The organism is Lysinibacillus sp. FSL K6-4013 (assembly GCF_038630435.1).
Taxonomy (GTDB): domain Bacteria; phylum Bacillota; class Bacilli; order Bacillales_A; family Planococcaceae; genus Lysinibacillus; species Lysinibacillus boronitolerans.
Map to the genome: position 1 here is coordinate 3,898,290 of NZ_CP152031.1, position 24,075 is coordinate 3,922,364.

A 24,075-nucleotide genomic window follows, 5' to 3' on the forward strand; every position below is an offset into this window, starting at 1 on the left:
ATTAGATGGGGCGACTGATGGGAATCGAACCCACGAATGCCGGAACCACAATCCGGTGCGTTAACCACTTCGCCACAATCGCCATAAAATTAATTGGCAGGGGCAGTAGGAATCGAACCCACACCAAAGGTTTTGGAGACCTCTATTCTACCGTTGAACTATGCCCCTAAAATAATAAAACTGGTGGAGGGGGACGGATTCGAACCGCCGAACCCTAAGGAGCGGATTTACAGTCCGCCGCGTTTAGCCACTTCGCTACCCCTCCGGGAAAATCTGGTGCCGGCTATAGGAATCGAACCCACGACCTACTGATTACAAGTCAGTTGCTCTACCTGCTGAGCTAAACCGGCAAAAAAACAAGATGGGTCAGGACGGAATCGAACCGCCGACACTTAGAGCTTCAATCTAATGCTCTACCAACTGAGCTACTGACCCATATTTTAAAATAAATGGCGGTCCCGACCGGGATCGAACCGGCGATCTCCTGCGTGACAGGCAGGCATGTTAACCGCTACACCACGGGACCATTTGGTTGCGGGGGCTGGATTTGAACCAACGACCTTCGGGTTATGAGCCCGACGAGCTACCACTGCTCCACCCCGCGATAATACTATAATGTTGTAAAAATAATGGTGGAGGATGACGGGCTCGAACCGCCGACCCTCTGCTTGTAAGGCAGATGCTCTCCCAGCTGAGCTAATCCTCCATCTGGGTATTTAAATGGTGACCCCTACGGGATTCGAACCCGTGTTACCGCCGTGAAAGGGCGGTGTCTTAACCACTTGACCAAGGGGCCATCGTTTGGAACACATCAAAGTGCTGGCGGAGAGTAAGGGATTTGAACCCTTGAGACAGTGTTAACCGCCTACACGATTTCCAATCGTGCTCCTTCGGCCACTCGGACAACTCTCCAAGAATGGCTCCGAAGGCAGGACTCGAACCTGCGACAACCTGATTAACAGTCAGGTGCTACTACCAACTGAGCTACTTCGGAATAATTTTAGTATATAGCCTAGCGACGTCCTACTCTCACAGGGGGAAGCCCCCAACTACCATCGGCGCTAAAGAGCTTAACTTCCGTGTTCGGTATGGGAACGGGTGTGACCTCTTTGCCATCATCACTAGACTATTTGAAAGACAATACTTATTATAACATAACTTATAAAAATTACAAGTATATTCTAATATTTTATTCTTTCAAAACTGGATAAACGATACATTGAATGTTTCAAACATATTGGTTAAGTCCTCGATCGATTAGTATTCGTCAGCTCCATGTGTCACCACACTTCCACCTCGAACCTATCTACCTCATCGTCTTTGAGGGATCTTACTTACTTGCGTAATGGGAAATCTCATCTTGAGGGGGGCTTCATGCTTAGATGCTTTCAGCACTTATCCCGTCCACACATAGCTACCCAGCGATGCCTTTGGCAAGACAACTGGTACACCAGCGGTGTGTCCATCCCGGTCCTCTCGTACTAAGGACAGCTCCTCTCAAATTTCCTACGCCCACGACGGATAGGGACCGAACTGTCTCACGACGTTCTGAACCCAGCTCGCGTACCGCTTTAATGGGCGAACAGCCCAACCCTTGGGACCGACTACAGCCCCAGGATGCGATGAGCCGACATCGAGGTGCCAAACCTCCCCGTCGATGTGGACTCTTGGGGGAGATAAGCCTGTTATCCCCGGGGTAGCTTTTATCCGTTGAGCGATGGCCCTTCCATGCGGAACCACCGGATCACTAAGCCCGTCTTTCGACCCTGCTCGACTTGTAGGTCTCGCAGTCAAGCTCCCTTGTGCCTTTACACTCTACGAATGATTTCCAACCATTCTGAGGGAACCTTTGGGCGCCTCCGTTACCTTTTAGGAGGCGACCGCCCCAGTCAAACTGTCCGCCTGACACTGTCTCCTGCCCCGCTAAGGGGCATGGGTTAGAATTTCAATACAACCAGGGTAGTATCCCACCGACGCCTCCTTCGAAGCTGGCGCTCCGAGATCTCTGGCTCCTACCTATCCTGTACAAGTTGTACCAAAATTCAATATCAGGCTACAGTAAAGCTCCACGGGGTCTTTCCGTCCTGTCGCGGGTAACCTGCATCTTCACAGGTACTATAATTTCACCGAGTCTCTCGTTGAGACAGTGCCCAGATCGTTACGCCTTTCGTGCGGGTCGGAACTTACCCGACAAGGAATTTCGCTACCTTAGGACCGTTATAGTTACGGCCGCCGTTTACTGGGGCTTCAATTCGCAGCTTCGCTTGCGCTAACCACTCCTCTTAACCTTCCAGCACCGGGCAGGCGTCAGCCCCTATACGTCACCTTACGGTTTTGCAGAGACCTGTGTTTTTGCTAAACAGTCGCCTGGGCCTATTCACTGCGGCTCTCATGCGCTTGCACGCTCAAGAGCACCCCTTCTCCCGAAGTTACGGGGTCATTTTGCCGAGTTCCTTAACGAGAGTTCTCTCGCACACCTTAGGATTCTCTCCTCGACTACCTGTGTCGGTTTGCGGTACGGGCACCTCTCACCTCGATAGAGGCTTTTCTTGGCAGTGTGAAATCAGGAACTTCGTCCATACGGACTCGCCATCACAGCTCAACGTTACAGTGTGCGGATTTGCCTACACACACGCCTTACTGCTTGGACGCGCACAACCAACGGCGCGCTTACCCTATCCTACTGCGTCCCCCCATTTCTCAAACGGTGAGGAGGTGGTACAGGAATATCAACCTGTTGTCCATCGCCTACGCCTATCGGCCTCGGCTTAGGTCCCGACTAACCCTGAGCGGACGAGCCTTCCTCAGGAAACCTTAGTCATACGGTGGACGGGATTCTCACCCGTCTTTCGCTACTCATACCGGCATTCTCACTTCTAAGCGCTCCACCAGTCCTTCCGGTCTGACTTCAACGCACTTAGAACGCTCTCCTACCACTGACATCGTAGATGTCAATCCACAGCTTCGGTGAATCGTTTAGCCCCGATACATTTTCGGCGCAGCGTCACTCGACCAGTGAGCTATTACGCACTCTTTAAATGATGGCTGCTTCTAAGCCAACATCCTGGTTGTCTGTGCAACGCCACATCCTTTTCCACTTAACGATTACTTTGGGACCTTAGCTGGTGGTCTGGGCTGTTTCCCTTTTGACTACGGATCTTATCACTCGCAGTCTGACTCCCGTGTATAAATATCTGGCATTCGGAGTTTGTCTGAATTCGGTAAACCGGGATGGCCCCCTAGTCCAAACAGTGCTCTACCTCCAGTATTCTCATCACGAGGCTAGCCCTAAAGCTATTTCGGAGAGAACCAGCTATCTCCAAGTTCGATTGGAATTTCTCCGCTACCCACACCTCATCCCCGCACTTTTCAACGTGCGTGGGTTCGGGCCTCCAGTAAGTGTTACCTCACCTTCACCCTGGACATGGGTAGATCACCTGGTTTCGGGTCTACGACCACGTACTACTTCGCCCTATTCAGACTCGCTTTCGCTGCGGCTCCGCCTTCTAAAGCTTAACCTTGCACGTAATCGTAACTCGCCGGTTCATTCTACAAAAGGCACGCTATCACCCATTAACGGGCTCTAACTACTTGTAGGCACACGGTTTCAGGATCTCTTTCACTCCCCTTCCGGGGTGCTTTTCACCTTTCCCTCACGGTACTGGTTCACTATCGGTCACTAGGTAGTATTTAGCCTTGGGAGATGGTCCTCCCGGATTCCGACGGAATTTCACGTGTTCCGCCGTACTCAGGATCCACTCAGGAGAGAACGAACTTTCGACTACAGGGCTTTTACCTGCTCTGGCGGACCTTTCCAAGTCGCTTCATCTAACTCGCTCTTTTGTAACTCCGTATAGAGTGTCCTACAACCCCAAGAGGCAAGCCTCTTGGTTTGGGCTCTTCCCGTTTCGCTCGCCGCTACTCAGGGAATCGATTTTTCTTTCTCTTCCTCCAGGTACTTAGATGTTTCAGTTCCCTGGGTCTGCCTTCAAGACGCTATGTATTCACGTCAAGATACTACGCGATTAAACGTAGTGGGTTCCCCCATTCGGAAATCTCCGGATCAAAGCTCACTTACAGCTCCCCGAAGCATATCGGTGTTAGTGCCGTCCTTCTTCGGCTCCTAGTGCCAAGGCATTCGCCGTGCGCCCTTAATAACTTAACCAAGTTATTAAGCCTATAAAAAAACTTAAAAAATAAATGTGTTTGTTACAATTTCAATGTCGTTTTATCCAGTTTTCAAAGAACAAGTTTTGAAGTATTTCATTCAGAAAGAATGAACCTTCAAAACTGAACGCAAAACGTAATCTTACAAACCCAAGGTTTGTATTCCGAAATAATCCTTAGAAAGGAGGTGATCCAGCCGCACCTTCCGATACGGCTACCTTGTTACGACTTCACCCCAATCATCTATCCCACCTTCGGCGGCTGGCTCCAAAAGGTTACCTCACCGACTTCGGGTGTTACAAACTCTCGTGGTGTGACGGGCGGTGTGTACAAGGCCCGGGAACGTATTCACCGCGGCATGCTGATCCGCGATTACTAGCGATTCCGGCTTCATGTAGGCGAGTTGCAGCCTACAATCCGAACTGAGAACGACTTTATCGGATTAGCTCCCTCTCGCGAGTTGGCAACCGTTTGTATCGTCCATTGTAGCACGTGTGTAGCCCAGGTCATAAGGGGCATGATGATTTGACGTCATCCCCACCTTCCTCCGGTTTGTCACCGGCAGTCACCTTAGAGTGCCCAACTAAATGATGGCAACTAAGATCAAGGGTTGCGCTCGTTGCGGGACTTAACCCAACATCTCACGACACGAGCTGACGACAACCATGCACCACCTGTCACCGTTGCCCCCGAAGGGGAAACTATATCTCTACAGTGGTCAACGGGATGTCAAGACCTGGTAAGGTTCTTCGCGTTGCTTCGAATTAAACCACATGCTCCACCGCTTGTGCGGGCCCCCGTCAATTCCTTTGAGTTTCAGTCTTGCGACCGTACTCCCCAGGCGGAGTGCTTAATGCGTTAGCTGCAGCACTAAGGGGCGGAAACCCCCTAACACTTAGCACTCATCGTTTACGGCGTGGACTACCAGGGTATCTAATCCTGTTTGCTCCCCACGCTTTCGCGCCTCAGCGTCAGTTACAGACCAGAAAGTCGCCTTCGCCACTGGTGTTCCTCCAAATCTCTACGCATTTCACCGCTACACTTGGAATTCCACTTTCCTCTTCTGCACTCAAGTCCCCCAGTTTCCAATGACCCTCCACGGTTGAGCCGTGGGCTTTCACATCAGACTTAAAGGACCGCCTGCGCGCGCTTTACGCCCAATAATTCCGGACAACGCTTGCCACCTACGTATTACCGCGGCTGCTGGCACGTAGTTAGCCGTGGCTTTCTAATAAGGTACCGTCAAGGTACAGCCAGTTACTACTGTACTTGTTCTTCCCTTACAACAGAGTTTTACGATCCGAAAACCTTCTTCACTCACGCGGCGTTGCTCCATCAGGCTTTCGCCCATTGTGGAAGATTCCCTACTGCTGCCTCCCGTAGGAGTCTGGGCCGTGTCTCAGTCCCAGTGTGGCCGATCACCCTCTCAGGTCGGCTACGCATCGTCGCCTTGGTGAGCCGTTACCTCACCAACTAGCTAATGCGCCGCGGGCCCATCCTATAGCGACAGCGAGATGCCGTCTTTCAGTCTCTTGCCATGAAGCAAAAGAGATTATTCGGTATTAGCCCCGGTTTCCCGGAGTTATCCCAAACTATAGGGTAGGTTGCCCACGTGTTACTCACCCGTCCGCCGCTAACGTCAAAGGAGCAAGCTCCTTTTCTGTTCGCTCGACTTGCATGTATTAGGCACGCCGCCAGCGTTCGTCCTGAGCCAGGATCAAACTCTCCATAAAAGAAATTTGATTAGCTCAAATTGTTTTGCTGGCATCATGTTTGATGTCCAAAATTGTGTTTTGTTCACTAGCTAAGCTAGCTACTTAAAACTTTATTGATTACGTTTTGCTTGTTCAGTTTTCAAGGTTCATTTTTGTTTAAGTCGTTTTTTTCAGCGACTTCTTTATATTAACATCTTATTTAAAACATGTCAACAACTTTTTAAGAGAAGTTTTTTATGCTTTTTTCTGAGTTAATCGTTATGTCTTAGCGACAATTAATATAATACAATACTAAGATATTATTCGTCAACAACTTTTCTAAAAAAATATCGAGGTATTTTTAGATACCTCGATTACAAGCATACTACAGTCATTGCCCCATTTCTAGAGCATCTTTATTTACCTTGTAATGACGGTGAAATATCCTTTCATTTTTCGCTGCAATTGGTTCAATTTGAATATAGCCTTTATCCACTAAATACTCCACAAACACTTCTAAATCCACTGAGTAATTCACGAGCTCATGATGATCATGTAATTCCTGAATGGTCCACATTTCTTTTGTTTGCATGACTTCTAGTATATGCTGTGCCCCATCTCGTGTACGAGAGTGGATTAAAAACTCACTTGCTAAAAACAACAATTCTAAGCGCTTTTCTATTGGCTCATTACTTGTCACTAGCTCTTCATACAGCTTATAGATGGCTGGCTCAATTTTTTTCACCTGAGCCCAAACAGTTACTTCAGGATACAGGCCACTATCGATAATAGATAAACGACCTAAATGATGTAGGGAATCCACAACGTGATTATAAGCATCCAAGTAACTTCCTTTATCGAAGTATTCTTTCCCTTCCAAATAGCGACGAATTAACTTTGAAAATTGAATACCTGTTTTAATTTTACGTCCGCTATACGGAAATTCCTGCAATTCTATTTTTAATTTATGCAGAAATTCATTCCGATCAAATAATACTCTACCGAAGAATATCCAATCGACGACCTTCCGATTTGAACCGATGAGTAACCATTTTCGAATTAATTTTTCCGTAACAGTATGTAGAGCGATTTTATTTCCTTCATATAAGTAATGTTTTGAAAAGACTGGTTGCTCTGCTTCTTTTACGATAATGAGTAAAACCGTATCAAATGTATCTGTAACGTTACTTTGTTCTTCACGCTTTTCCACTAAAATTACGCCTAATGTATTCGACTGACTCGCACGTTCTTGATAGATTGGACGCAGTACTTGCTCCATGTTCAGCCCTCCTTTATTCATAATAGGTTCTTTATTCCGTTAAAAATTCGACATACTCTAAAAGTATTCCTTCTTTCATTCAGTTCAAAGCTAAAATACTTTGTCCTTATATGTTATAGTAGATTTTAGATTGGGAGGCAAGATGAAATATGAAACCTTATAAAAGTAAAATTAATAAAATTCGTTCATTCGCACTAGCACTAATCTTTTTTGGTTTTATTGTCATGTACGGAGGCATTTTCTTTAAAAATAGCCCGATATTAGTTTTAATTTTCATGTCACTAGGTGTTCTTTGTATTATCGGTAGTACAGTTGTATACGCTTGGATCGGATTACTGTCAACAAGAGCTGTTCAAGTTGAGTGTCCTAATTGTCATAAGCATACAAAGGTTTTAGGACGAGTAGATATGTGCATGTACTGCAATGAGCCATTAACACTTGATCCTACTCTAGAAGGTAAAGAGTTCGATCAATCCTATAATAATAAATCAAAAAAATCCTAGCCCTTTCTAAGAGCTAGGATTTTTATTGAACTTTTGCAGTAGCAACTTTACATGTTGGACAAGTGCCGTATATCTCTAAGCGATGCGAATGCACATCAAAGCCTGTTACCTGTGATGCAAAATGCTCTATTTCGTCGAGTCCAGGATAATGGAAATCGACGATCTTACCACAGCATTCACAAATCATATGGTAATGATCGTTTGTCACGAAATCAAAGCGACTTGAAGCATCCCCGTAAGTTAGCTCTTTCACAAGACCTACTTCACGAAATACACGCAGGTTGTTATAAACAGTCGCTACACTCATATTAGGGAACTTGCCCTCAAGTGCTTTATAAATTTCATCGGCAGTAGGATGTGCCATTGATTGAATTAGATATTCCAAAATAGCATGACGCTGAGGAGTAATACGTACACCAGTTGTTTTCAACGTGTCCAGTGCATCTTGTAAATGCGTTGTAGACATCGTCATGCACCTCTTCCATAAGTATTATTAATTTATAATTGTTATAAATAGTGTATCCAATTCGTACTACTTCGTCAACAATCACACATTGCTTATCCTCAATAAATCAATGGCTGTTCCTTAATATCCTCTTGATAGATCCATGACATTTTCTAAATCAGTATCACCTTTTAGCCATTTTGTTAGGCTTGGCTTGAAGATTTCTAAGCTACGCTCGACATATCGAGAAGAATGACTGGATACATGGGGTGATACTATGACATTTGGTAATGTCCATAATGGATTGTCAGATGTCAGGGGCTCCTCTTCGAATACATCTAAAACTGCGTGTCCTATTTGCTTTGTTTCGATCGCTTGAATGAGTACCTTTTCATCCACTAAATTACCTCGACCAAAATTCATGAAGATCGCATTATTTTTCATCGCAGCAAAATGCTCTTCTTCTAATAAATGGGTCGTTTCTGTTGTTTTTGGTAATACAGAAATAACAATATCCGCTTGAGGTAGAGCCTCTTTTAATTGAGCAAAGCTAATCATCGTATTCATATAGGCCGCTTCTTTACCAGAGCGGTTACAGCCGATCGTCGTAACCCCAAAAGCTTGCAATAAACGCCCAACTTCCGAACCAATGGCACCCGGTCCCAAAATAAGTGCCGTACTATCTCGTAATTCCGTTTGTTGTGCTTTTTTCGACCATTCACTTTTCTTTTGCTGCTCATACATCCAAGGCAAAGCTCGTTTAATGGCTAAAATATGAGCAAGCATGGATTCAGCCATAGGCGTTTTATGAATGCCCCGAACATTTGAAACTAGAATGCCGCGTTCGATAATAGCCTGAGCCGGCATTTTTTCTATACCTGCCGATGCAACAAAAATCCATTTTAGCTTCGTCGCATATTGAATACTCTCTTCTGTTAAATCTTCACCATATGTAACTAAGACATCCGCTTGTTGAAGCTCTTCATTTGATAAGCTCTTTTCAAAGATAAATTCAACCTGTGGAAATTCTGCTAATAATGGCTCTCGTAAATCTGGTCTAGGTTCAAATGTAAAATAGATTCTCATTGTTTTGCCTCCTGTTCTGCTAAATAAGCGTAAACTTCTTCAATATGATTTTTTACTCGAACCTTGCGCCAAGCTTTTACAAGCTTCCCCTCAGTATCAATTAAAAACGTTGAACGCTCTATGCCCATATATTCACGTCCATACATTTTCTTTAAAGTCCATACATCATATGCTTCAGCAATAGCATGATCCTCATCCACTAATAATGAAAATGGCAAGCCATGCTTATCAATAAATTTTGCATGTTTTTTCTCGTTATCTGGACTAACACCAAGAACAACAGCATTTAAATGACTGAAGTCCTCAAACTTATCGCGAAAATCACATGCCTCTGTCGTACAGCCTGGTGTCATATCCTTTGGGTAAAAATATAAAATAACATTCTTCCCTTTAAAATCAGCTAAATGCACCATCTCGCCCTTTTCGTTCATTAGAGAAAAATCTGGCGCCTTTTGTCCTTCTAGTAAAGTCATACAATCTCCTCCTCTGTAGGTTCTATTTTACTCTAAGTAACAAATCAAGTCATATCCCTTAATTTCTTTGGATTTCTTACAGTGATAGGTCTACAATAGATTACGTATAAAAAGTTAGGAGGCAATTCTATGAATCATGCAAAATCTGAAGCAATACATGCAGAGGCTTTACAGCATATTGTTGGTGGTGTAAACAGCCCTTCTCGTTCATATAAAGCAGTAGGTGGCGGTTCTCCTGTAGCCATGGCGCGAGGAAAAGGTGCCTATTTTTGGGATGTAGATGGCAATCGCTATATCGACTACCTAGCAGCATATGGTCCAATCGTTACTGGTCATGGCCATCCACATATTGCAAAGGCCATAGCGCACGCAGCTGAAAATGGTACACTGTTTGGGACACCGACTGAATATGAAGTTACTTTTGCAAAAATGTTAAAGGAAGCCATCCCTTCGATGGATAAAGTACGCTTTAACAACTCTGGCACAGAAGCTGTTATGACAACGATTCGTGTGGCACGTGCCTATACAGGCCGTACAAAAATCATGAAATTTGCTGGCTGCTACCACGGGCACTTCGATTTAGTATTAGTGGCTGCTGGATCAGGTCCAGCAACATTAGGAACACCTGATTCAGCAGGTGTTACAACTTCGACTGCTGAAGAAGTTATTACTGTACCTTTTAATAACCCTGAAGCCTTTACAGAAGCCATGGATAAATGGGGCGAGGAGATTGCAGCTATTTTAATCGAGCCAATAGTAGGAAACTTCGGTATTGTTGAACCGAAGCCAGGTTTCCTTGAATTAGTACATGCTACAGCAAAGGAAAAAGGGGCCCTAACGATTTACGATGAAGTCATCACGGCCTTCCGCTTCCACTATGGTGGCGCTCAAAATTTACTTGGCCTAACACCTGATCTAACTGCACTTGGTAAAGTTATTGGTGGTGGTTTACCAATCGGTGCATATGGCGGACGCAAAGAGATTATGGATACTGTTGCACCACTCGGCCCAGCATACCAAGCGGGTACGATGGCTGGAAATCCTGCATCTATGCAAGCTGGTATTGCTTGCCTAGAAGTGCTACAAACACCAGGTATATATGAGGAAATGGATAGATTAGGCGCAATTTTAGAAGAAGGTATTTTAGCTGCCGCTAAAAAACATGGCGTAACCATCACGTTAAATCGTCTTAAAGGAGCGCTTACTATTTACTTTACAGATGTGAAGGTAGAAAACTATGAACAAGCTGAAAGCTCTGATGGTGAAATATTTGGACGCTTCTTTAAACACATGCTTGAGCAAGGTATTAATCTAGCTCCTTCTAAATATGAAGCATGGTTCTTAACAACTGAGCATACAGAAGCAGACATTCAGGAAACAATTAAAGCAGTAGATATTGCGTTTTCTCAATTGTAATCTTGACAAGAAAAAGGCGACTTGCAAGTAGAAGTCGCCTTTTTCTTATTATCCATGCAAATCTATGTATTTTATGAGCACTTCCTTCTATAATGTAAAGAAGCTAAAAAATATTAGACAGAAAGGACATCTTTATGAAATTAGGTGCCCGTGTATTTAAAACTGGTGTAGCTATCGTATTTGCATTATTTATTGCAGAGTTGTTAAAACTACCTTCACCTGTTTTTGCTGGAATTGCAGCTATTTTTGCTATTCAGCCTTCTATTTATCGTTCTTACCAAACCATTGTGGAGCAAGTACAAGCGAATATTATAGGTGCGACAATTGCCGTCATTTTCGGCTTACTTTTTGGCCATCATGTCGTTGCCATTGGTATAGCCGTCATAATAGCTATTGGTTTAATGTTAAAGTTTAAACTCGAAAAATCACTTTCGCTAGCGTTGGTATCAGTTGTAGCTATTATGGAATTTCAAGGGGATGACTTTTTAACGTTTGGTTTGATACGCTTTGTTACGATATTAGTTGGGGTATTAGCAGCATTTGTCGTAAATCTTGTGTTCTTACCACCTAAATACGAGGTAAAACTATTTCGCAAAATTTATATTTTACAAGATGATATTATTCGTTGGACACGACTGGCTGTACGGCAAGCTTCTGAGCATACATCCACAAAAACAGCATTAAGTAAGTTTAAAAACCGTATGCTACGAGTGGATACGCTGTATGATTTTTATAAGGAAGAGCGTAATTACTTAAAAAATAAAAAATATGTGAAAGCACGCAAACTAGTAGTCTATCGTCAAATGATTTTAACTTCCAAGAAAAGCTTGGAATTGCTACAGCGTTTGCATAATCACGAAAATGAATTAGCTCAGCTCCCTACACAATTTCATTTAATGATTCAGGAGAGACTTGATTCCTTGTTAACATACCATGAGCAATTGCTCTTAAAATATACAGGAAAGCTAAAGCCTGAGCATTCGGAGTGGAGTAAAAGCATTGACTATGTCCAACGTAATGAGCTGATGGAAATTTTCATCAAGCAAATCAACTTTGCTCGTGAAGAGGGCGATACGGAGTTTTCTAGCTATCACCTACTCTATATATTATCGCGTATTTTAGATTATGAGGAAAACCTAGAACATCTCGATACACTCATTGTGTCCTACCAAAGCTATCATGGACATGAAATCAATGTAGAATTTGAAGAAGAATTCATTTAGCTAGCATTTTATGGCAACAGATTACCTTGATTCTAGGGGCTTTTGATCACCCTTTGAATGAAGAAAAGTCTGTTGCTTTTTCTATACAAAAAACCTCCAAGTAGTAATCTACTTAGAGGAAAGGAGCTAAGAACGTAATGTTAGCAGTTGTTGCTCTGCTTGTTGGCGTTTGACCGTTTGTTCATCACGTAATTGCTGATAATTGGCAATGCCTGATACAATAGTATCCCACATTTCTTCAAGAGTCTGGGTAGTGCTGGATTGTTGAGCCATGGCAGTACTTAATTGCACCGCTTCCTTGCTAGCTCCCCCAAATTGCTTCATACGGTCTTCAAAGGCAGAGGCTGATTGACTTTGTAATTGTTGACGTCTTTCATTAACTGCATTCATCAAACCCATTTTAAAAACAGGAATGGTTTTAACAAAAGCCCCATTAATTTGTTCAATCAATTCACTGTTACCATTACGTAGCATATCGATTTGGGGAGCTGTGATAATAGCCACCATACGCGATTTTTCTAAATCATCTATTTTTTGCTGGAGCATCTCTGCAATAGCTTGCAAACGATTTAGCTCCATTTTCGCCAGCTGATTACCTGCTTCACTCTGTTTTTCATACATCGGAATCAATGTTGTTTGGACTTCATGAAGTTTCATATCAGTTGCTACGATATATTTTTCTAGCTCTAGATAGTACATGAGGTCCTCTTGATATAAGCGTGCAAGTACTCGATTATCCTTCGCTAATTCTTCTTCCATCAGCACAAATTGATAATGGATTTTCTCAATCTCTCTCCCCAGTCCATTGTATTTCGTAAATAAATCGCCATCATTTTTGGTCTTCCGTGCAAATAGCTTTTTAAAAAAGCCCTTTTGTTCTGTAAAATCTTGTTTGTCGAAAGTCTGCATAAGGGCTTCAAGCTGCTTAAATAATTCATTTGATTCGAAAGTTGTTGACTGGGTGATGATTGCTAAAATTTGATCTGCAAATGTAGCTAATTTTGTAGCCGGCTCTTTTCCCAAAGCTAATAGCTCTAACTGATTTTTTATATCGATTTGATTGGCAATTTGCTTTACCTCTGCATGATCCCGTAACTGTTCTTTGAAGGCTTCTGCTGTTTCCAGCGTTAGCTGCTTCAGCGTCAACGAGTTATTTGACATTTGTGCCGCCTCCTTCCTATCATCAGAAAAAACGATTAAAGAGTTTTTTTATGATTTTGTCGGGTGCAGTTTTCTGTGGCTTTGGTTCTTCGTAGTGCAAGTCAAATAGCATATGCTCTAAACGATGTACATCGTAACTATCTTCTCGTAAATGTTTTTCTAAATCTAGTTGTCCTGTCGGGTTATAAAAAACAATATCCACACCAAATCGATTTAAAAAGGCCAATAATGCCATATCCTCACGTGATAAAGCTGGTTGTTGAGGTGCTTGGAATAATACCAGCTTCGGTACCTCTTGTGAATAATCAAAGCTTTGTAGTAATCGCAGTACCTCCGGAGGAATCATCGTCATTTGTTTAAATAAAAATAACTGTAAATCATATAAGGACTCATTCAGCTGTTGTTTCAACATGGGCTGCTCACAGGAAGTTTTTATCGTATGTGCAATTGCACGCTGTAGCTCCAATGTTAATTCCCCATATTGCCACCAATCACTTTGCATAATACGCTCTACTGACAGCTCTCCATTTACTAGGCAATGCTTATAGTGAAAGTGGAAATTGGCTCTGCTCGTTGATGCATAGGGGAATTTCTGGACAAAAACAGTTTGCGGATTTGCTAATAACTGATGCATATAATGCCAGTATTCTTCACGTTGGCTCGAAACCCCACTAATTTTTGCAAATATGACTGGTATGACAACCTCATCTCCAACCACTTCAAACTGCGGTCGAACCAAAGCTTTCTCTTTTGCATAAATAAAAATATCGTCATATGTCATCCTTAATGTTAAGGAGCGTGGCATAAAATCTTTAAACTGCCAAGGCTTATAGACACCTGATTGCTGATCATGCATTAATTGTTCAAAATGCTGACTCGATCGATATCCGACCGTTGCCTGTCGATCACGCAACTTATCAGGAAATGGCTGTAAAGCTGTTTGATTTGAATATGCATATGTGATGGAGAAAGAATCATTAGGATCAATCTCAGCAAATTCATCCGTTTTAGCTGGATGAAAAATTAATACGTCACAACCTAGCTCCATTAATAATAATAAGAAATAGCGCTGACTGAGTGTTGCTTCCCCGTACCAAACTACTTTAGGAAAATCATCTGTTGGTTTCATGGATTTTGTCCATAGAATCCAATGATTTTTTAACCATTTCACCATATCAATTAAAAAACGGCGAAAGTCATTTGCTAGCAAACCTAACGATTGCTGTTTTTGAAAGAGCTCTACTACTTTAATGGTTGCTAACTGTAAATGGCGATTCATTACACTATCATCATGTTTAGGAATTAATTGATAACCATACATCATTGCCACTAAACGATTAATAGATAGACCTTGTGGAGTTTGTTGATGCTGTGAAAGGATTGCTTGTATTGCCTGAAAGTCTTTTGGTTCAATATGTTTATTTAATTCTTCACTTAAAATATGGATGTTAGCGTTTTGTGACAATGTAAATAATGAATTGAAGTAATCATCTTCTTCGATTGGTACACCCAATACACGTACAGCAATTCTACTAAAACTCACTTGTTGCTCTGTTTTTTCATAAAATGCACGATTCTTTGGTGAATCTTGAAACGCCTGTAGCCAATCATCAGGATGACGCTCCAACACTGATTTAATTGTGATTGTTTGCATACAAACGCACCTCCTAAAAATCATCCTCAGCCTATGTGGAAGCATTCATTTATCATAGGGCGCCTCACCTAATGACAACAAAAATATTTGAACTTTTATATGACCGTATGTTGTGATGCCATCTTTAAAACCGCTTCCAATAAATCTTTTGTAAATGCTTCGCCGTAGAGAGGCGAGTAAGTTGTATTTTGTAAAACTTTAGGCTGTTTATCCTTTAAATCTCCATGATTTGGTGTAAAACCTAAATCAGCCATTGCAAGCATGCCATAATCCATAATAGAATCACCTGCTGCGATATGCATATCGTATGTACAGAATTCCTTTATATATTCTATAGCCGCTTCCTTTGTCAGCACCTTAGGCATAAAATACAATTTTTTCCCTTGTAATAGAACATACCAACCATGCACATCAAACTCTCGAATCATCGCTTGTAATTCATCGGATGGTAAAACGTTGATATCTACATGATGTACGTAAAAAAGCTCATCAATATACAAAGAACGTTGTAGCCATGTATCAGATTTAATCGTCTGAAAAAGCTTTAGCATATCCATACGAGGAATTGAAGAATCTTCAATGCGTCTAGATAATGTTTGTGTCCATTTTTCATATGGCTGACCCTTTTCTACTATTGTACCCCCATTGCTTGTAATTGCAAAAGCAGGGCATAAATCATGAATAAAATGAATTCTTTTATATTGATGTAATGCTCTTGTTGTAACAGGTACAAATAGAGTTTGTTGGTGCACCTGTTGCAATAGGGGTGCTGTTGCCTGGGTCATCATACTCATTGCAGTTTCAATCTTGTGTTCAACGACGATTGTCTCTGTAGCTGGCGGAAACATCTCCATCATGCGTTTAGAATAAATAAGGGTTCTATCTAAATCAGATGTAAATAATATCATCATATTCTCCTCTATAATTCTTTGATCAAACCACAACATGCATAGGACATATACGAATACTCTTCAACCAATACATTTTTTTCCTGTGCTAATAACAAAATATGTTTTAGCTCATCCATGTACTGTGGGTTAATTAAAATTTTCCAAGGTATCCTTCGCAGCAAAACTCTTGTCGTTTCCCCAACACCTGGCTTAATGAAATGAATATTATCAATACCAAAATCTCGTTGAATTGTTTGCACGGACTTCATGCCCTCCCAAGTAATCGGAGAGAATTCCTGCTCTTGAATTTGTTGCACAATTTTACTCTGTACTTGTTCAAAACATGTGACGATACGTTCTATGTACAGCTTGGAGACATCTACGGCCTCTAATTCTTTATAGTATTTTGCACCATGAAAATCGTTTGCATCCATAAACTGCAAATTTAATACCGTTCTACTCACTAAACCAGATACAGTTGAATTTAAACAAGCAGAAGGTATTAAAAAATCCTCACGAGTTCCATAAATAGCGGCACAATGGCCAGGATCAGCCAAAACAGCTAAATTGGCGCTTAACTGTGCTTGATATTGTAAGTTAAACTTTTGGCAGGATTGAATTAATTCATTGGTAATTGCCCCTTTTCCTGTCCAACCATCAATAAATTGAAGACTTCCTAGAGGGTGCTGTGTCAAAATATAACGAATTGCCGTTTCATCAAAACCACGACCTCGTAGTATAGAAATGGAGTAATGTGGAACATTCACATGATAACGTATGGCTATATACCGTTTGATTAAAATACCAATGGGTGTACCTGCACGAGCTAAACTCACAAGAATTAAATTTTCTAACCCTCTATTTTCAATGATTTGCTCTGCCACTACGCCAACTGCGATTGCTATTCTTTCTGCATAAGCATCTAACGCTTTATAAAAAAGATTCATGTAGGTATCAGATGGTTGCTTCTCCACTGGCAGCATTTCCGAATAATGTATGCCCGATTGAATGAGCTGTTCACGTTTCTCATTATCCATTTCAAGGAATGCACTTCCAATATCACGCAATAAAAAAATAACGTCCTCTGGTGCATAACTCCCCATTTTATCTGGCTGCAAAGTCGATATCATCGTTCTCCCTCCAATTCATGCATACTAATTACGTATACTTTGGCTTTAGTGGCTTCTTGTAATGCCTTCACCACACGAGCAACTACCGCTTTACTTGCTATACGTTCCACAATGAAGAAAAGTTCCATGTAGGACTGGCTTTGAAGATTATATAAATAATTAGTAACCCCGTTATTTTCTGGACTTTCAAAGGCTATTTTTTCGTTAATCGTATATCCCAAATCATCCGTACAATAGATTGGACTACGAGTAGTTGATTGAAAGTAAACATCATTTCCTAAATAAGAGGCAATTTGCATAGGAACATACATGAACTCACCCGTGCCAATAACAAGCGCTGGCCCGTTTGTTCTTAGCTCTTGTAATTGCTTAGCGATAGCTTGTAACGATTTCTTTTGTGCAACATGCTGTTTTGAAGTGAGCAAAAACCTCCCTGTCGCTACTAGATAAGGCTGATTATTTACTAAACCATTCTCCGCAACAGATTGATAGAATTTACGATCAACAGGCGCCTGAATTGACCATAGTTCCATATCTTCTGTAGCCTGTGTTTGTAAATTTGGTTGCGTGCTTGTTAAGCTTGGCATACCTGAACAGCTAAAATTCCCACACATAATGGAGATGAACTCTATAGAGATATCCCATTGTACTTCTAATTGCTTAAAGATGGATTGCTGCTGTTTTGAACGCCAATCTAAAATAGATAGTACCGCATACTGTCTCACTAAAGGAAATTTCTGTCTTAATGTCTCAATAATATTAATGACCGTATTCCCCGTCGTAATCTCATCATCAATTAACACAATGCGCTTAGCTTGCAGTAAAAATTCTGGTTCCTCCGTATAAATTCTATGGCTTGTCGCATGTGAATGTTCTTCCTCAAACGTAACAAATGGCTCAAAATCAGGCAGCACTTCACGTGTTGTGTGGATATACATAGCATTCGAGTGAAAGGCATTAAATACTGCGTGTCCAAGTGCTGTTGCCGTCTCTGCAAAGCCAATAAACAATGTTTCATCCGTTAATTTCAGGGTTCCTTCTATGGATTTTTGTACTTCATCCAAATTAGCTCCGTCTTTTAAAGCTTTTACGACAGACTTAGCCATTACCTTTTGTCCAGTAAGATGCTGCTGATACAGCATAGCTAAAAGAGTTCCTGTCAGTAAAGGGATTTGCGGACGGACAGCCAAATGTTTGCCTAGTACTGTGCTTACAAACAAAAATTGTCTTTTCTTATTAATCCGAGCCGCCATTTTAAACAAATTGGATAGCGCAAAATTATGTGGATTGTAGGTAATTTCAATATCTATTGAATAATTCGGTAAAATGCTTAATTTACTCATTTGTTGTTGCATATAGACTACCACCTATTTCAGACTGTAATAAAAGTGAGGCAAAATCGACAGATTCATGATAGACACCATAGACATGAGCCTGTTTTAAAATCCGCTGTGCCCATCTCATATGTGGCTTAATTTCATTCATTTTATTAGCATAGTGACTTTTCATAACACCTTTTTGTCCATCATTATTTTCTATAATACTTAGTGCATCTAAGTATTCCTCATACGAAATAGCATAGAGGGCATGCACAACACGGATATGGCTCGGATGAATAATTGTTTTTCCCACTATGCCATTTTGTTTATCCATTAAAACTTCTTTCATTAATCCGTCTAAACAATCGTCTAATAATGCTTTCCTTGTATTAAGCGCACCTTTCTCACTGAATGGTGTCACTCTAAGTGCGGGCTTTAATACACGCTGATTATTAAAATACTCCCAGACAGGCCCAGAAATAATAAAACCATCTTCCTCACGGCCTAATATATTAACAATATCTGCAATACAATCGCGAATGACACTAATATCATAAATGGTAGAATCCATACGGCGTCGAATTCCGTAAATACCACAAAAATCGGTAGCACCAATTCGTACATTTAACACACGGGCTTTGTATTGATGTAGAACTGCTTTAATGTCTAATAACGCTTCCATGCGAGATTCCTTATATAGTACCTCACGACTTTCTAAAATTGGCATACCATATAAAATTAAATCGTTTTCTAAAATGGTTTGTTCAAGCAACTCGAAATAACGGGCACCCTGTTCTGCTGTAAACTTCGGAAAGACATAGCCAGTTAATATTTCTTGCTTTTTTCCTAAAACAGTTGTTAGCTTTTGAAATTGCTCAACATGACGTACTCGAACAAAAAGTAAAGGGAGCTCCTGAAGTAATAGCTGTTTTTGCTGATAGAGTGCATATAATTCACTAATATCCTCTATCAGCTTAGCTTCACAATCTACTAACTCTGCATCTCCAACTGCATCCTCCAAATCAATGACAAGTGATGTGAGTTCCTTATATTTTTGTGATCGGATCAAGCTCACAATCGTAGGCATGGAAGCTGGCATATACAAAGTCGCACCTAAGGCATATGACAAAATATCCGACGTTTCCCATTTTGTAAACGGCTGTGGCTTCTTATAAAAAATCGTCTCTGCTTCTGTTGCAAAGTGTTGCATCTAATCCTCTCCCCAGTAACTATGCCTTTTGTGAAAAAAGCACTGTATCAGCCTGTTCCATACAGACTAATACAGTGCCTTGTTTACACTGCTGTTTTCTTTTTCAACTTGTAAATAACAAATGTCAATAAGAATGCAGCAATTAAAATAATAACGATAATTTCATGTGAAAGATGGTAGCCCGAAAAACTAGCAAATATTTTTAGTGCATTACGATTGGCGCCCTGATACTGAATCTATTAAAACAAGTCCACACATCTGCCAGTGAGCATATGTATTTAATACATCCAAACAAAATCAAGATCCTTCGTCATGTACCTATTTCTCAAACTAGTTACTGTAAGCCATATGCATTGATTAATGCAGCTAGTCCACCCTGGTAACCTGAGCCTACTGCAGCAAATTTCCACTCACCATTATGTCGGTACAGCTCACAAAATACTACAGCCGTTTCAATACTGAAATCTTCGCCTAGATCGTAACGCAATACCTCTGATCCCGACTCTTCGTTCGTCAATCGTACATAGGCATTTAAAACTTGCCCGAAGTTTTGATGACGTCCCTCGGCATCGTAAATAGTAACCGTCACTACAATTTTTTCAATTTGAGGTGATACTTGCTTTAGGTTGACAAGAATTTTTTCATCATCCCCATCCCCTGCACCTGTACGATTATCTCCCGTATGGATAACAGACTGGTCTGGGCTCGCTAAATTATTATAGAAAATAAAGTCCTGTTCATTACGACATTTACCTGAAGCATCTAGTAAAAATACAGATGCATCCAGGTCAAAGTCTTGCCCACCGTCAAATTGCTTTACATCCCAGCCTAAACCAATGCCAATGCTATTTAAGCCTGGATCTTGCTTTGTTAAATCAATACGTTGCCCTTTACTTAATTGTATAGCCATTCAAAAATCTCCCTTTCTGTCCAAAGATGAAATTTTAGTTTACACTTAAGCCATAATCATTACATAAAGCAGCTAAGCCACCTTGATAGCCTGCACCAATCGCATTAAATTTCCATTCTCCGTTATGGCGATATAATTCCCCTACAACAATCGCTGTTTCGATACTGAAATCCTCGCCTAAATCATAGCGAATAATTTCTTCGTTGGAAGCAGCATTTATAATACGAATATAGGCATTAGACACCATACCGAAGTTCTGACTGCGAGACTCTGCATCATGGATTGTTACAGTGAAGGCTAGTCGCTGAACATGTGCAGGTACTTGAGTTAATGCCACTTTCACCACTTCATCGTCACCTTCGCCTACACCTGTTAAATTATCGCCTGAATGCTCAACTGAGCCATTGCCACCTGTAGTGTTGTTATAGAAAATAAAATCATTTTGATCTGCAACTTTGCCTGTATCAGCAAGTAAAAATACAGAGGAGTCTAAGTCAAAATCATGACCACCATCATATTTATTTGTATCCCAGCCTAAACCTACAACAACATTCGTTAATCCTGGATTTGTTTTAGTTAAATCTACCTTTTGACCTTTTTGTAGTGAAATGCCCATAATTTTTATTCCTCCTATTTAGTCAATTATTTATTGATATCTTCGAACAACGTCGCCAAGCTTTATGTCATTTGTTCCCGTACCAACCGCAGCAAATTTCCATTCATTATTATGACGGTAAATTTCTCCACATACTAACGTCGTTAAATTCGAATAATTATCAGTTAAATTATAGCGAATTAGTTCGCTTCCTGTCCTATCATCATACACACGAATATATGCATTTTGAATCATACCGAAGTGTTGATTGCGACCTGCCGCATCATAAATGTTTACAACAAACACAAGCTTGTTATATTGCGTAGGTACAGATGATAGCTCAATTGTAATTACCTCATCATCACCATCGCCGTCACCTGTTAAATTATCACCTGAATGTCGAACAGAACCGCAGCTACTTGTTAATTTCCCGAAATAAACAACATCGTCACCCGCAACAACCTTATCATCCTGTAACATCAATACCGAAGCATCACAGTCGATACTTCTGCCACTGCCACTATTTCTGCTGGAAAATAAACCACCTAAAAAGCCGCCACTTTTCTCTTGACCTACAGGGTCCCACCCTAAACCTACTTTTATTTTATTTAATCCTGCGTTACCCTTTGTTAAATCAACTCTTTGTCCTTTTTGTAAATTAATCCCCAATTTTAACACCCTCCTAAAATATGTATTTCAGTCGAAAGATTTTATGGTAAGCAATAATCTACTAAGCTAAAAGATTTCTACTTAAATTAAGTCTAAAATAACGTGACAAAAAATTCAATTAATGGCTCCGAAAAGGTTTTTTCACTTATTTTAGAAAGCCCCTTATGCCTTTTTCTATAGCATTGAACGTTTTTGTAGTAAAAATGTTCCTTTTATATCCATTGGTCCAAGCAGCTAAAAAAACCTTCTAACTTGTAGAAGGTTATTGTTCCTATTTACTAACTTTTCATTTTTGGATCAAGTGCATCTCGTAGTCCATCACCCATTAGATTAAAGCCAAGAACTGTTAACATAATAGCTAAACCAGGGAAAATCATCGTCCACGGAGCATTTAATAAAAACTTACGTGCATCCGCTAGCATTTTCCCCCATTCTGGTGCTGGAGCTTGAGCCCCTAGCCCAAGGAAGCCTAATGCTGCCGCTTCAATAATGGCTGTCGCAATTGCTAGTGTTCCCTGTACAATTATTGGGGTTATGGAATTCGGCAAAATATGTGAAAATAGAATTCGCGCATCACGCATACCAATTGCTTTTGCCGCTACTATATACTCTTCTTCCTTGACACTTAAAACTTTAGAACGGATTAAGCGCCCAAAATTCGGTACGTTAATAATAGCAATAGCGATTAATGCATTTTGTAAAGATGGACCTAACACTGACACTACTGCAATCGCTAGTAGCATACTAGGGAAAGCTAGCATAATATCAAAAATACGTGAAATTATCGTATCAACCCATTTTCCATAATAACCTGCAATGATGCCAAGTAAACTACCAATTATCACGGACAAAATAACAGAGAAAAAGCCTACCCATAGCGAAATCCTTGCACCGTGAATGATCCTCGAAAAAATATCCCGTCCAAAATCATCCGTTCCAAACCAATGATCAGCGGATGGTGCCAGTAAACGCTTCGTTAAATCTTGTTCATTGATGCCCTGTGGTGCAATGAACGGACCAATGACAGCCAGTAAAATAAAAAATATAACAATTCCTGCTCCTACAAGGGATACTTTGCTCTTTTTAAAACTACGCCAGCCTTCGAGCCATGGGCCTACTGCCTTTTCTCGAACTGGTGCTGCTTCTTTTTTTATATCGATTGCTCCAGTCATCATTGCAACTCCCTTCTATTTGTATTTAATACGTGGGTCGACTACTGTATACAGTAAATCCACGATTAAGTTAATCATGATGAAAATAAATGCAACGATTAGAATACCTGATTGAATAACAGGATAATCCCTGAAGCCAATCGCATCATAAATATAACGACCAATTCCTGGCCAACTAAAAATTGTCTCTGTTAAAATGGCCCCACCTAACAGTAATCCTGTTTGTAGACCAATTACCGTTAGCACAGGAATAACCGCATTCTTTAATGCATGTTTATAAACAACAATAAACATTTTTTGTCCTTTTGCTCTTGCAGTCCGCACATAATCTGAGCGCATAACTTCCAGCATGGAAGACCTTGTGATTCTGGCAATGATAGCCATTGGAATCGTTGCAAGTGCTACTCCTGGTAATATTAAGCGCTTTATGACTTCGATGAATTGATCAAAGCGGCCTTGAATGAGCGTATCCAATAAATAAAAATGGGTTATGGCGGTAATTGGATTTCGCACATCTTCTCGACCAGAAGTAGGCAGCCAGCCAAGCTTACTACTAAATGTCCACTGCTCCATCAATCCAAGCCAGAACACGGGTACAGATACACCGATTAACGCTATAATCATTGCTGTATAATCAAACCAAGAATTTTGGAACCATGCAGAAATAATGCCCGCATTCACACCAATAACAATTGCAATAATCATCGCAAATAGTGCAAGTTCAGCCGTTGCTGCTAAGTATGGGAAAATTTCTTCTGATACAGGTAGTTTCGTACGTAGGGAAACCCCTAAATCTCCCTGAAAAATACCTGCTAAGTAACTAAAATATTGTGTATACCAGGGCTTATCTAATCCTAAACTTGCGTTTAACGCCTCGACCGCCTCTTTTGTTGCCTGTTGTCCTAAAATAACTTGTGCTGGATTTCCAGGAATTGCCCGTATCAACATAAAGACGATAAAAGTCATTCCAAGCAAAACTGGGATTAGTTGAAGTAAACGTCTCCCCATATAGTGAAGCATTTTCATCACCTCTCTATGATTTTCATAATCTACTGTGAAGTCTTTATATACTGTTGAAA

18 protein-coding genes, 11 tRNA genes and 3 rRNA genes are annotated in these 24,075 nt (G+C 41.0%); 3 read left to right on the forward strand and 29 right to left on the reverse strand.

The window, feature by feature from the left end; translation table 11 throughout:
* Positions 1 to 6 precede the first annotated feature (6 nt).
* The 15 genes from MHB39_RS19340 to MHB39_RS19410 form a co-directional block, all read right to left on the reverse strand.
* Positions 7 to 82, reverse strand: a tRNA-His gene (locus tag MHB39_RS19340).
* Positions 83 to 94: 12 nt separating this feature from the next.
* A tRNA-Trp gene (locus MHB39_RS19345) sits at positions 95 to 168 on the reverse strand.
* Between the two features lie 13 nt (positions 169 to 181).
* Positions 182 to 265: transfer RNA gene (locus MHB39_RS19350), tRNA-Tyr, on the reverse strand.
* A 9-nt stretch (positions 266 to 274) separates the two neighbouring features.
* Positions 275 to 350, reverse strand: a tRNA-Thr gene (locus tag MHB39_RS19355).
* A gap of 12 nt (positions 351 to 362) precedes the next feature.
* Positions 363 to 435, reverse strand: a tRNA-Phe gene (locus MHB39_RS19360).
* 15 nt (positions 436 to 450) lie between these two features.
* A tRNA-Asp gene (locus MHB39_RS19365) sits at positions 451 to 526 on the reverse strand.
* Positions 527 to 529: 3 nt separating this feature from the next.
* A tRNA-Met gene (locus MHB39_RS19370) sits at positions 530 to 604 on the reverse strand.
* Between the two features lie 26 nt (positions 605 to 630).
* Positions 631 to 706: transfer RNA gene (locus MHB39_RS19375), tRNA-Val, on the reverse strand.
* A 15-nt stretch (positions 707 to 721) separates the two neighbouring features.
* A tRNA-Glu gene (locus MHB39_RS19380) sits at positions 722 to 796 on the reverse strand.
* 24 nt (positions 797 to 820) lie between these two features.
* Positions 821 to 912: transfer RNA gene (locus tag MHB39_RS19385), tRNA-Ser, on the reverse strand.
* A gap of 5 nt (positions 913 to 917) precedes the next feature.
* Positions 918 to 994, reverse strand: a tRNA-Asn gene (locus MHB39_RS19390).
* 16 nt (positions 995 to 1,010) lie between these two features.
* Positions 1,011 to 1,126: ribosomal RNA gene (gene rrf, locus MHB39_RS19395) — 5S ribosomal RNA — on the reverse strand.
* Positions 1,127 to 1,237: 111 nt separating this feature from the next.
* Positions 1,238 to 4,165: ribosomal RNA gene (locus tag MHB39_RS19400) — 23S ribosomal RNA — on the reverse strand.
* Between the two features lie 182 nt (positions 4,166 to 4,347).
* A 16S ribosomal RNA gene (locus tag MHB39_RS19405) occupies positions 4,348 to 5,900 on the reverse strand.
* The 16S, 23S and 5S rRNA genes sit together here with 11 tRNA genes alongside, the layout of an rRNA operon.
* Positions 5,901 to 6,252: 352 nt before the next feature.
* The gene (locus MHB39_RS19410) at positions 6,253 to 7,140 is read right to left on the reverse strand and encodes a nucleotidyltransferase-like protein (RefSeq protein WP_036077012.1); all 888 of its coding nucleotides are present in this window, start codon (positions 7,138 to 7,140) and stop codon (positions 6,253 to 6,255) included.
* A gap of 149 nt (positions 7,141 to 7,289) precedes the next feature.
* On the opposite strand from MHB39_RS19410, the gene MHB39_RS19415 reads away from it, so the two are divergent.
* Positions 7,290 to 7,643: a YgzB family protein gene (locus MHB39_RS19415; protein ID WP_258860977.1), complete on the forward strand. Its 354-nt coding sequence runs from the start codon at positions 7,290 to 7,292 to the stop codon at positions 7,641 to 7,643.
* A 22-nt stretch (positions 7,644 to 7,665) separates the two neighbouring features.
* Here MHB39_RS19415 and perR read toward each other — a convergent pair whose 3' ends face one another.
* The 3 genes from perR to bcp all read right to left on the reverse strand — a co-directional run bounded on the left by perR (position 7,666) and on the right by bcp (position 9,647).
* Positions 7,666 to 8,109: a peroxide-responsive transcriptional repressor PerR gene (gene perR / locus MHB39_RS19420; RefSeq protein WP_016994016.1), complete on the reverse strand. Its 444-nt coding sequence runs from the start codon at positions 8,107 to 8,109 to the stop codon at positions 7,666 to 7,668.
* Positions 8,110 to 8,229: 120 nt separating this feature from the next.
* Positions 8,230 to 9,174 (reverse strand): D-2-hydroxyacid dehydrogenase, encoded by a 945-nt coding sequence (locus MHB39_RS19425; protein WP_036077007.1) that lies wholly within the window; start codon positions 9,172 to 9,174, stop codon positions 8,230 to 8,232.
* A complete protein-coding gene (gene bcp / locus MHB39_RS19430; RefSeq protein WP_036077006.1) occupies positions 9,171 to 9,647 on the reverse strand; it encodes a thioredoxin-dependent thiol peroxidase in 477 nt (158 codons plus the stop codon). Before bcp ends, MHB39_RS19425 begins: the two co-directional genes overlap by 4 nt.
* Before the next feature lie 129 nt (positions 9,648 to 9,776).
* On the opposite strand from bcp, the gene MHB39_RS19435 reads away from it, so the two are divergent.
* Positions 9,777 to 11,063: a glutamate-1-semialdehyde 2,1-aminomutase gene (locus tag MHB39_RS19435; RefSeq protein WP_036077004.1), complete on the forward strand. Its 1,287-nt coding sequence runs from the start codon at positions 9,777 to 9,779 to the stop codon at positions 11,061 to 11,063.
* Between the two features lie 134 nt (positions 11,064 to 11,197).
* Positions 11,198 to 12,286 (forward strand): aromatic acid exporter family protein, encoded by a 1,089-nt coding sequence (locus MHB39_RS19440; RefSeq protein WP_016994014.1) that lies wholly within the window; start codon positions 11,198 to 11,200, stop codon positions 12,284 to 12,286.
* A gap of 126 nt (positions 12,287 to 12,412) precedes the next feature.
* Here MHB39_RS19440 and MHB39_RS19445 read toward each other — a convergent pair whose 3' ends face one another.
* The 11 genes from MHB39_RS19445 to MHB39_RS19495 all read right to left on the reverse strand — a co-directional run bounded on the left by MHB39_RS19445 (position 12,413) and on the right by MHB39_RS19495 (position 24,016).
* Positions 12,413 to 13,447 (reverse strand): toxic anion resistance protein, encoded by a 1,035-nt coding sequence (locus tag MHB39_RS19445; RefSeq protein WP_342545012.1) that lies wholly within the window; start codon positions 13,445 to 13,447, stop codon positions 12,413 to 12,415.
* Between the two features lie 22 nt (positions 13,448 to 13,469).
* Entirely contained in the window at positions 13,470 to 15,101 is a 1,632-nt protein-coding gene (locus tag MHB39_RS19450) for a YceG family protein (protein WP_036076999.1), read from the reverse strand.
* A gap of 95 nt (positions 15,102 to 15,196) precedes the next feature.
* Complete coding sequence (locus tag MHB39_RS19455; RefSeq protein WP_342545013.1) at positions 15,197 to 16,012, reverse strand: HAD family hydrolase; 816 nt, start codon at positions 16,010 to 16,012, stop codon at positions 15,197 to 15,199.
* Positions 16,013 to 16,020: 8 nt separating this feature from the next.
* The gene (locus tag MHB39_RS19460; RefSeq protein WP_342545014.1) at positions 16,021 to 17,121 is read right to left on the reverse strand and encodes a cysteine protease StiP family protein; all 1,101 of its coding nucleotides are present in this window, start codon (positions 17,119 to 17,121) and stop codon (positions 16,021 to 16,023) included.
* Entirely contained in the window at positions 17,118 to 18,476 is a 1,359-nt protein-coding gene (locus MHB39_RS19465; RefSeq protein WP_342545017.1) for a phosphoribosyltransferase family protein, read from the reverse strand. The genes MHB39_RS19460 and MHB39_RS19465 overlap by 4 nt, the downstream gene beginning before the upstream one ends.
* The gene (locus MHB39_RS19470) at positions 18,457 to 19,650 is read right to left on the reverse strand and encodes an HpcH/HpaI aldolase/citrate lyase family protein (protein WP_342545018.1); all 1,194 of its coding nucleotides are present in this window, start codon (positions 19,648 to 19,650) and stop codon (positions 18,457 to 18,459) included. Before MHB39_RS19470 ends, MHB39_RS19465 begins: the two co-directional genes overlap by 20 nt.
* 334 nt (positions 19,651 to 19,984) lie before the next feature.
* On the reverse strand, positions 19,985 to 20,560 hold the full coding sequence (locus MHB39_RS19475) for a TerD family protein (RefSeq protein WP_342545019.1): 576 nt from the start codon (positions 20,558 to 20,560) through the stop codon (positions 19,985 to 19,987).
* 34 nt (positions 20,561 to 20,594) lie between these two features.
* Positions 20,595 to 21,176, reverse strand: coding sequence for a TerD family protein (locus tag MHB39_RS19480; RefSeq protein ID WP_016994006.1), 582 nt, complete (start codon positions 21,174 to 21,176; stop codon positions 20,595 to 20,597).
* A 30-nt stretch (positions 21,177 to 21,206) separates the two neighbouring features.
* Positions 21,207 to 21,824, reverse strand: a complete 618-nt coding sequence (locus MHB39_RS19485; protein WP_016994005.1) for a TerD family protein — start codon at positions 21,822 to 21,824, stop codon at positions 21,207 to 21,209.
* Between the two features lie 278 nt (positions 21,825 to 22,102).
* A complete protein-coding gene (gene nikC / locus MHB39_RS19490) occupies positions 22,103 to 22,999 on the reverse strand; it encodes a nickel transporter permease (protein WP_258860939.1) in 897 nt (298 codons plus the stop codon).
* Between the two features lie 12 nt (positions 23,000 to 23,011).
* Complete coding sequence (locus MHB39_RS19495; protein ID WP_004230491.1) at positions 23,012 to 24,016, reverse strand: ABC transporter permease; 1,005 nt, start codon at positions 24,014 to 24,016, stop codon at positions 23,012 to 23,014.
* Positions 24,017 to 24,075: the final 59 nt, after the last annotated feature.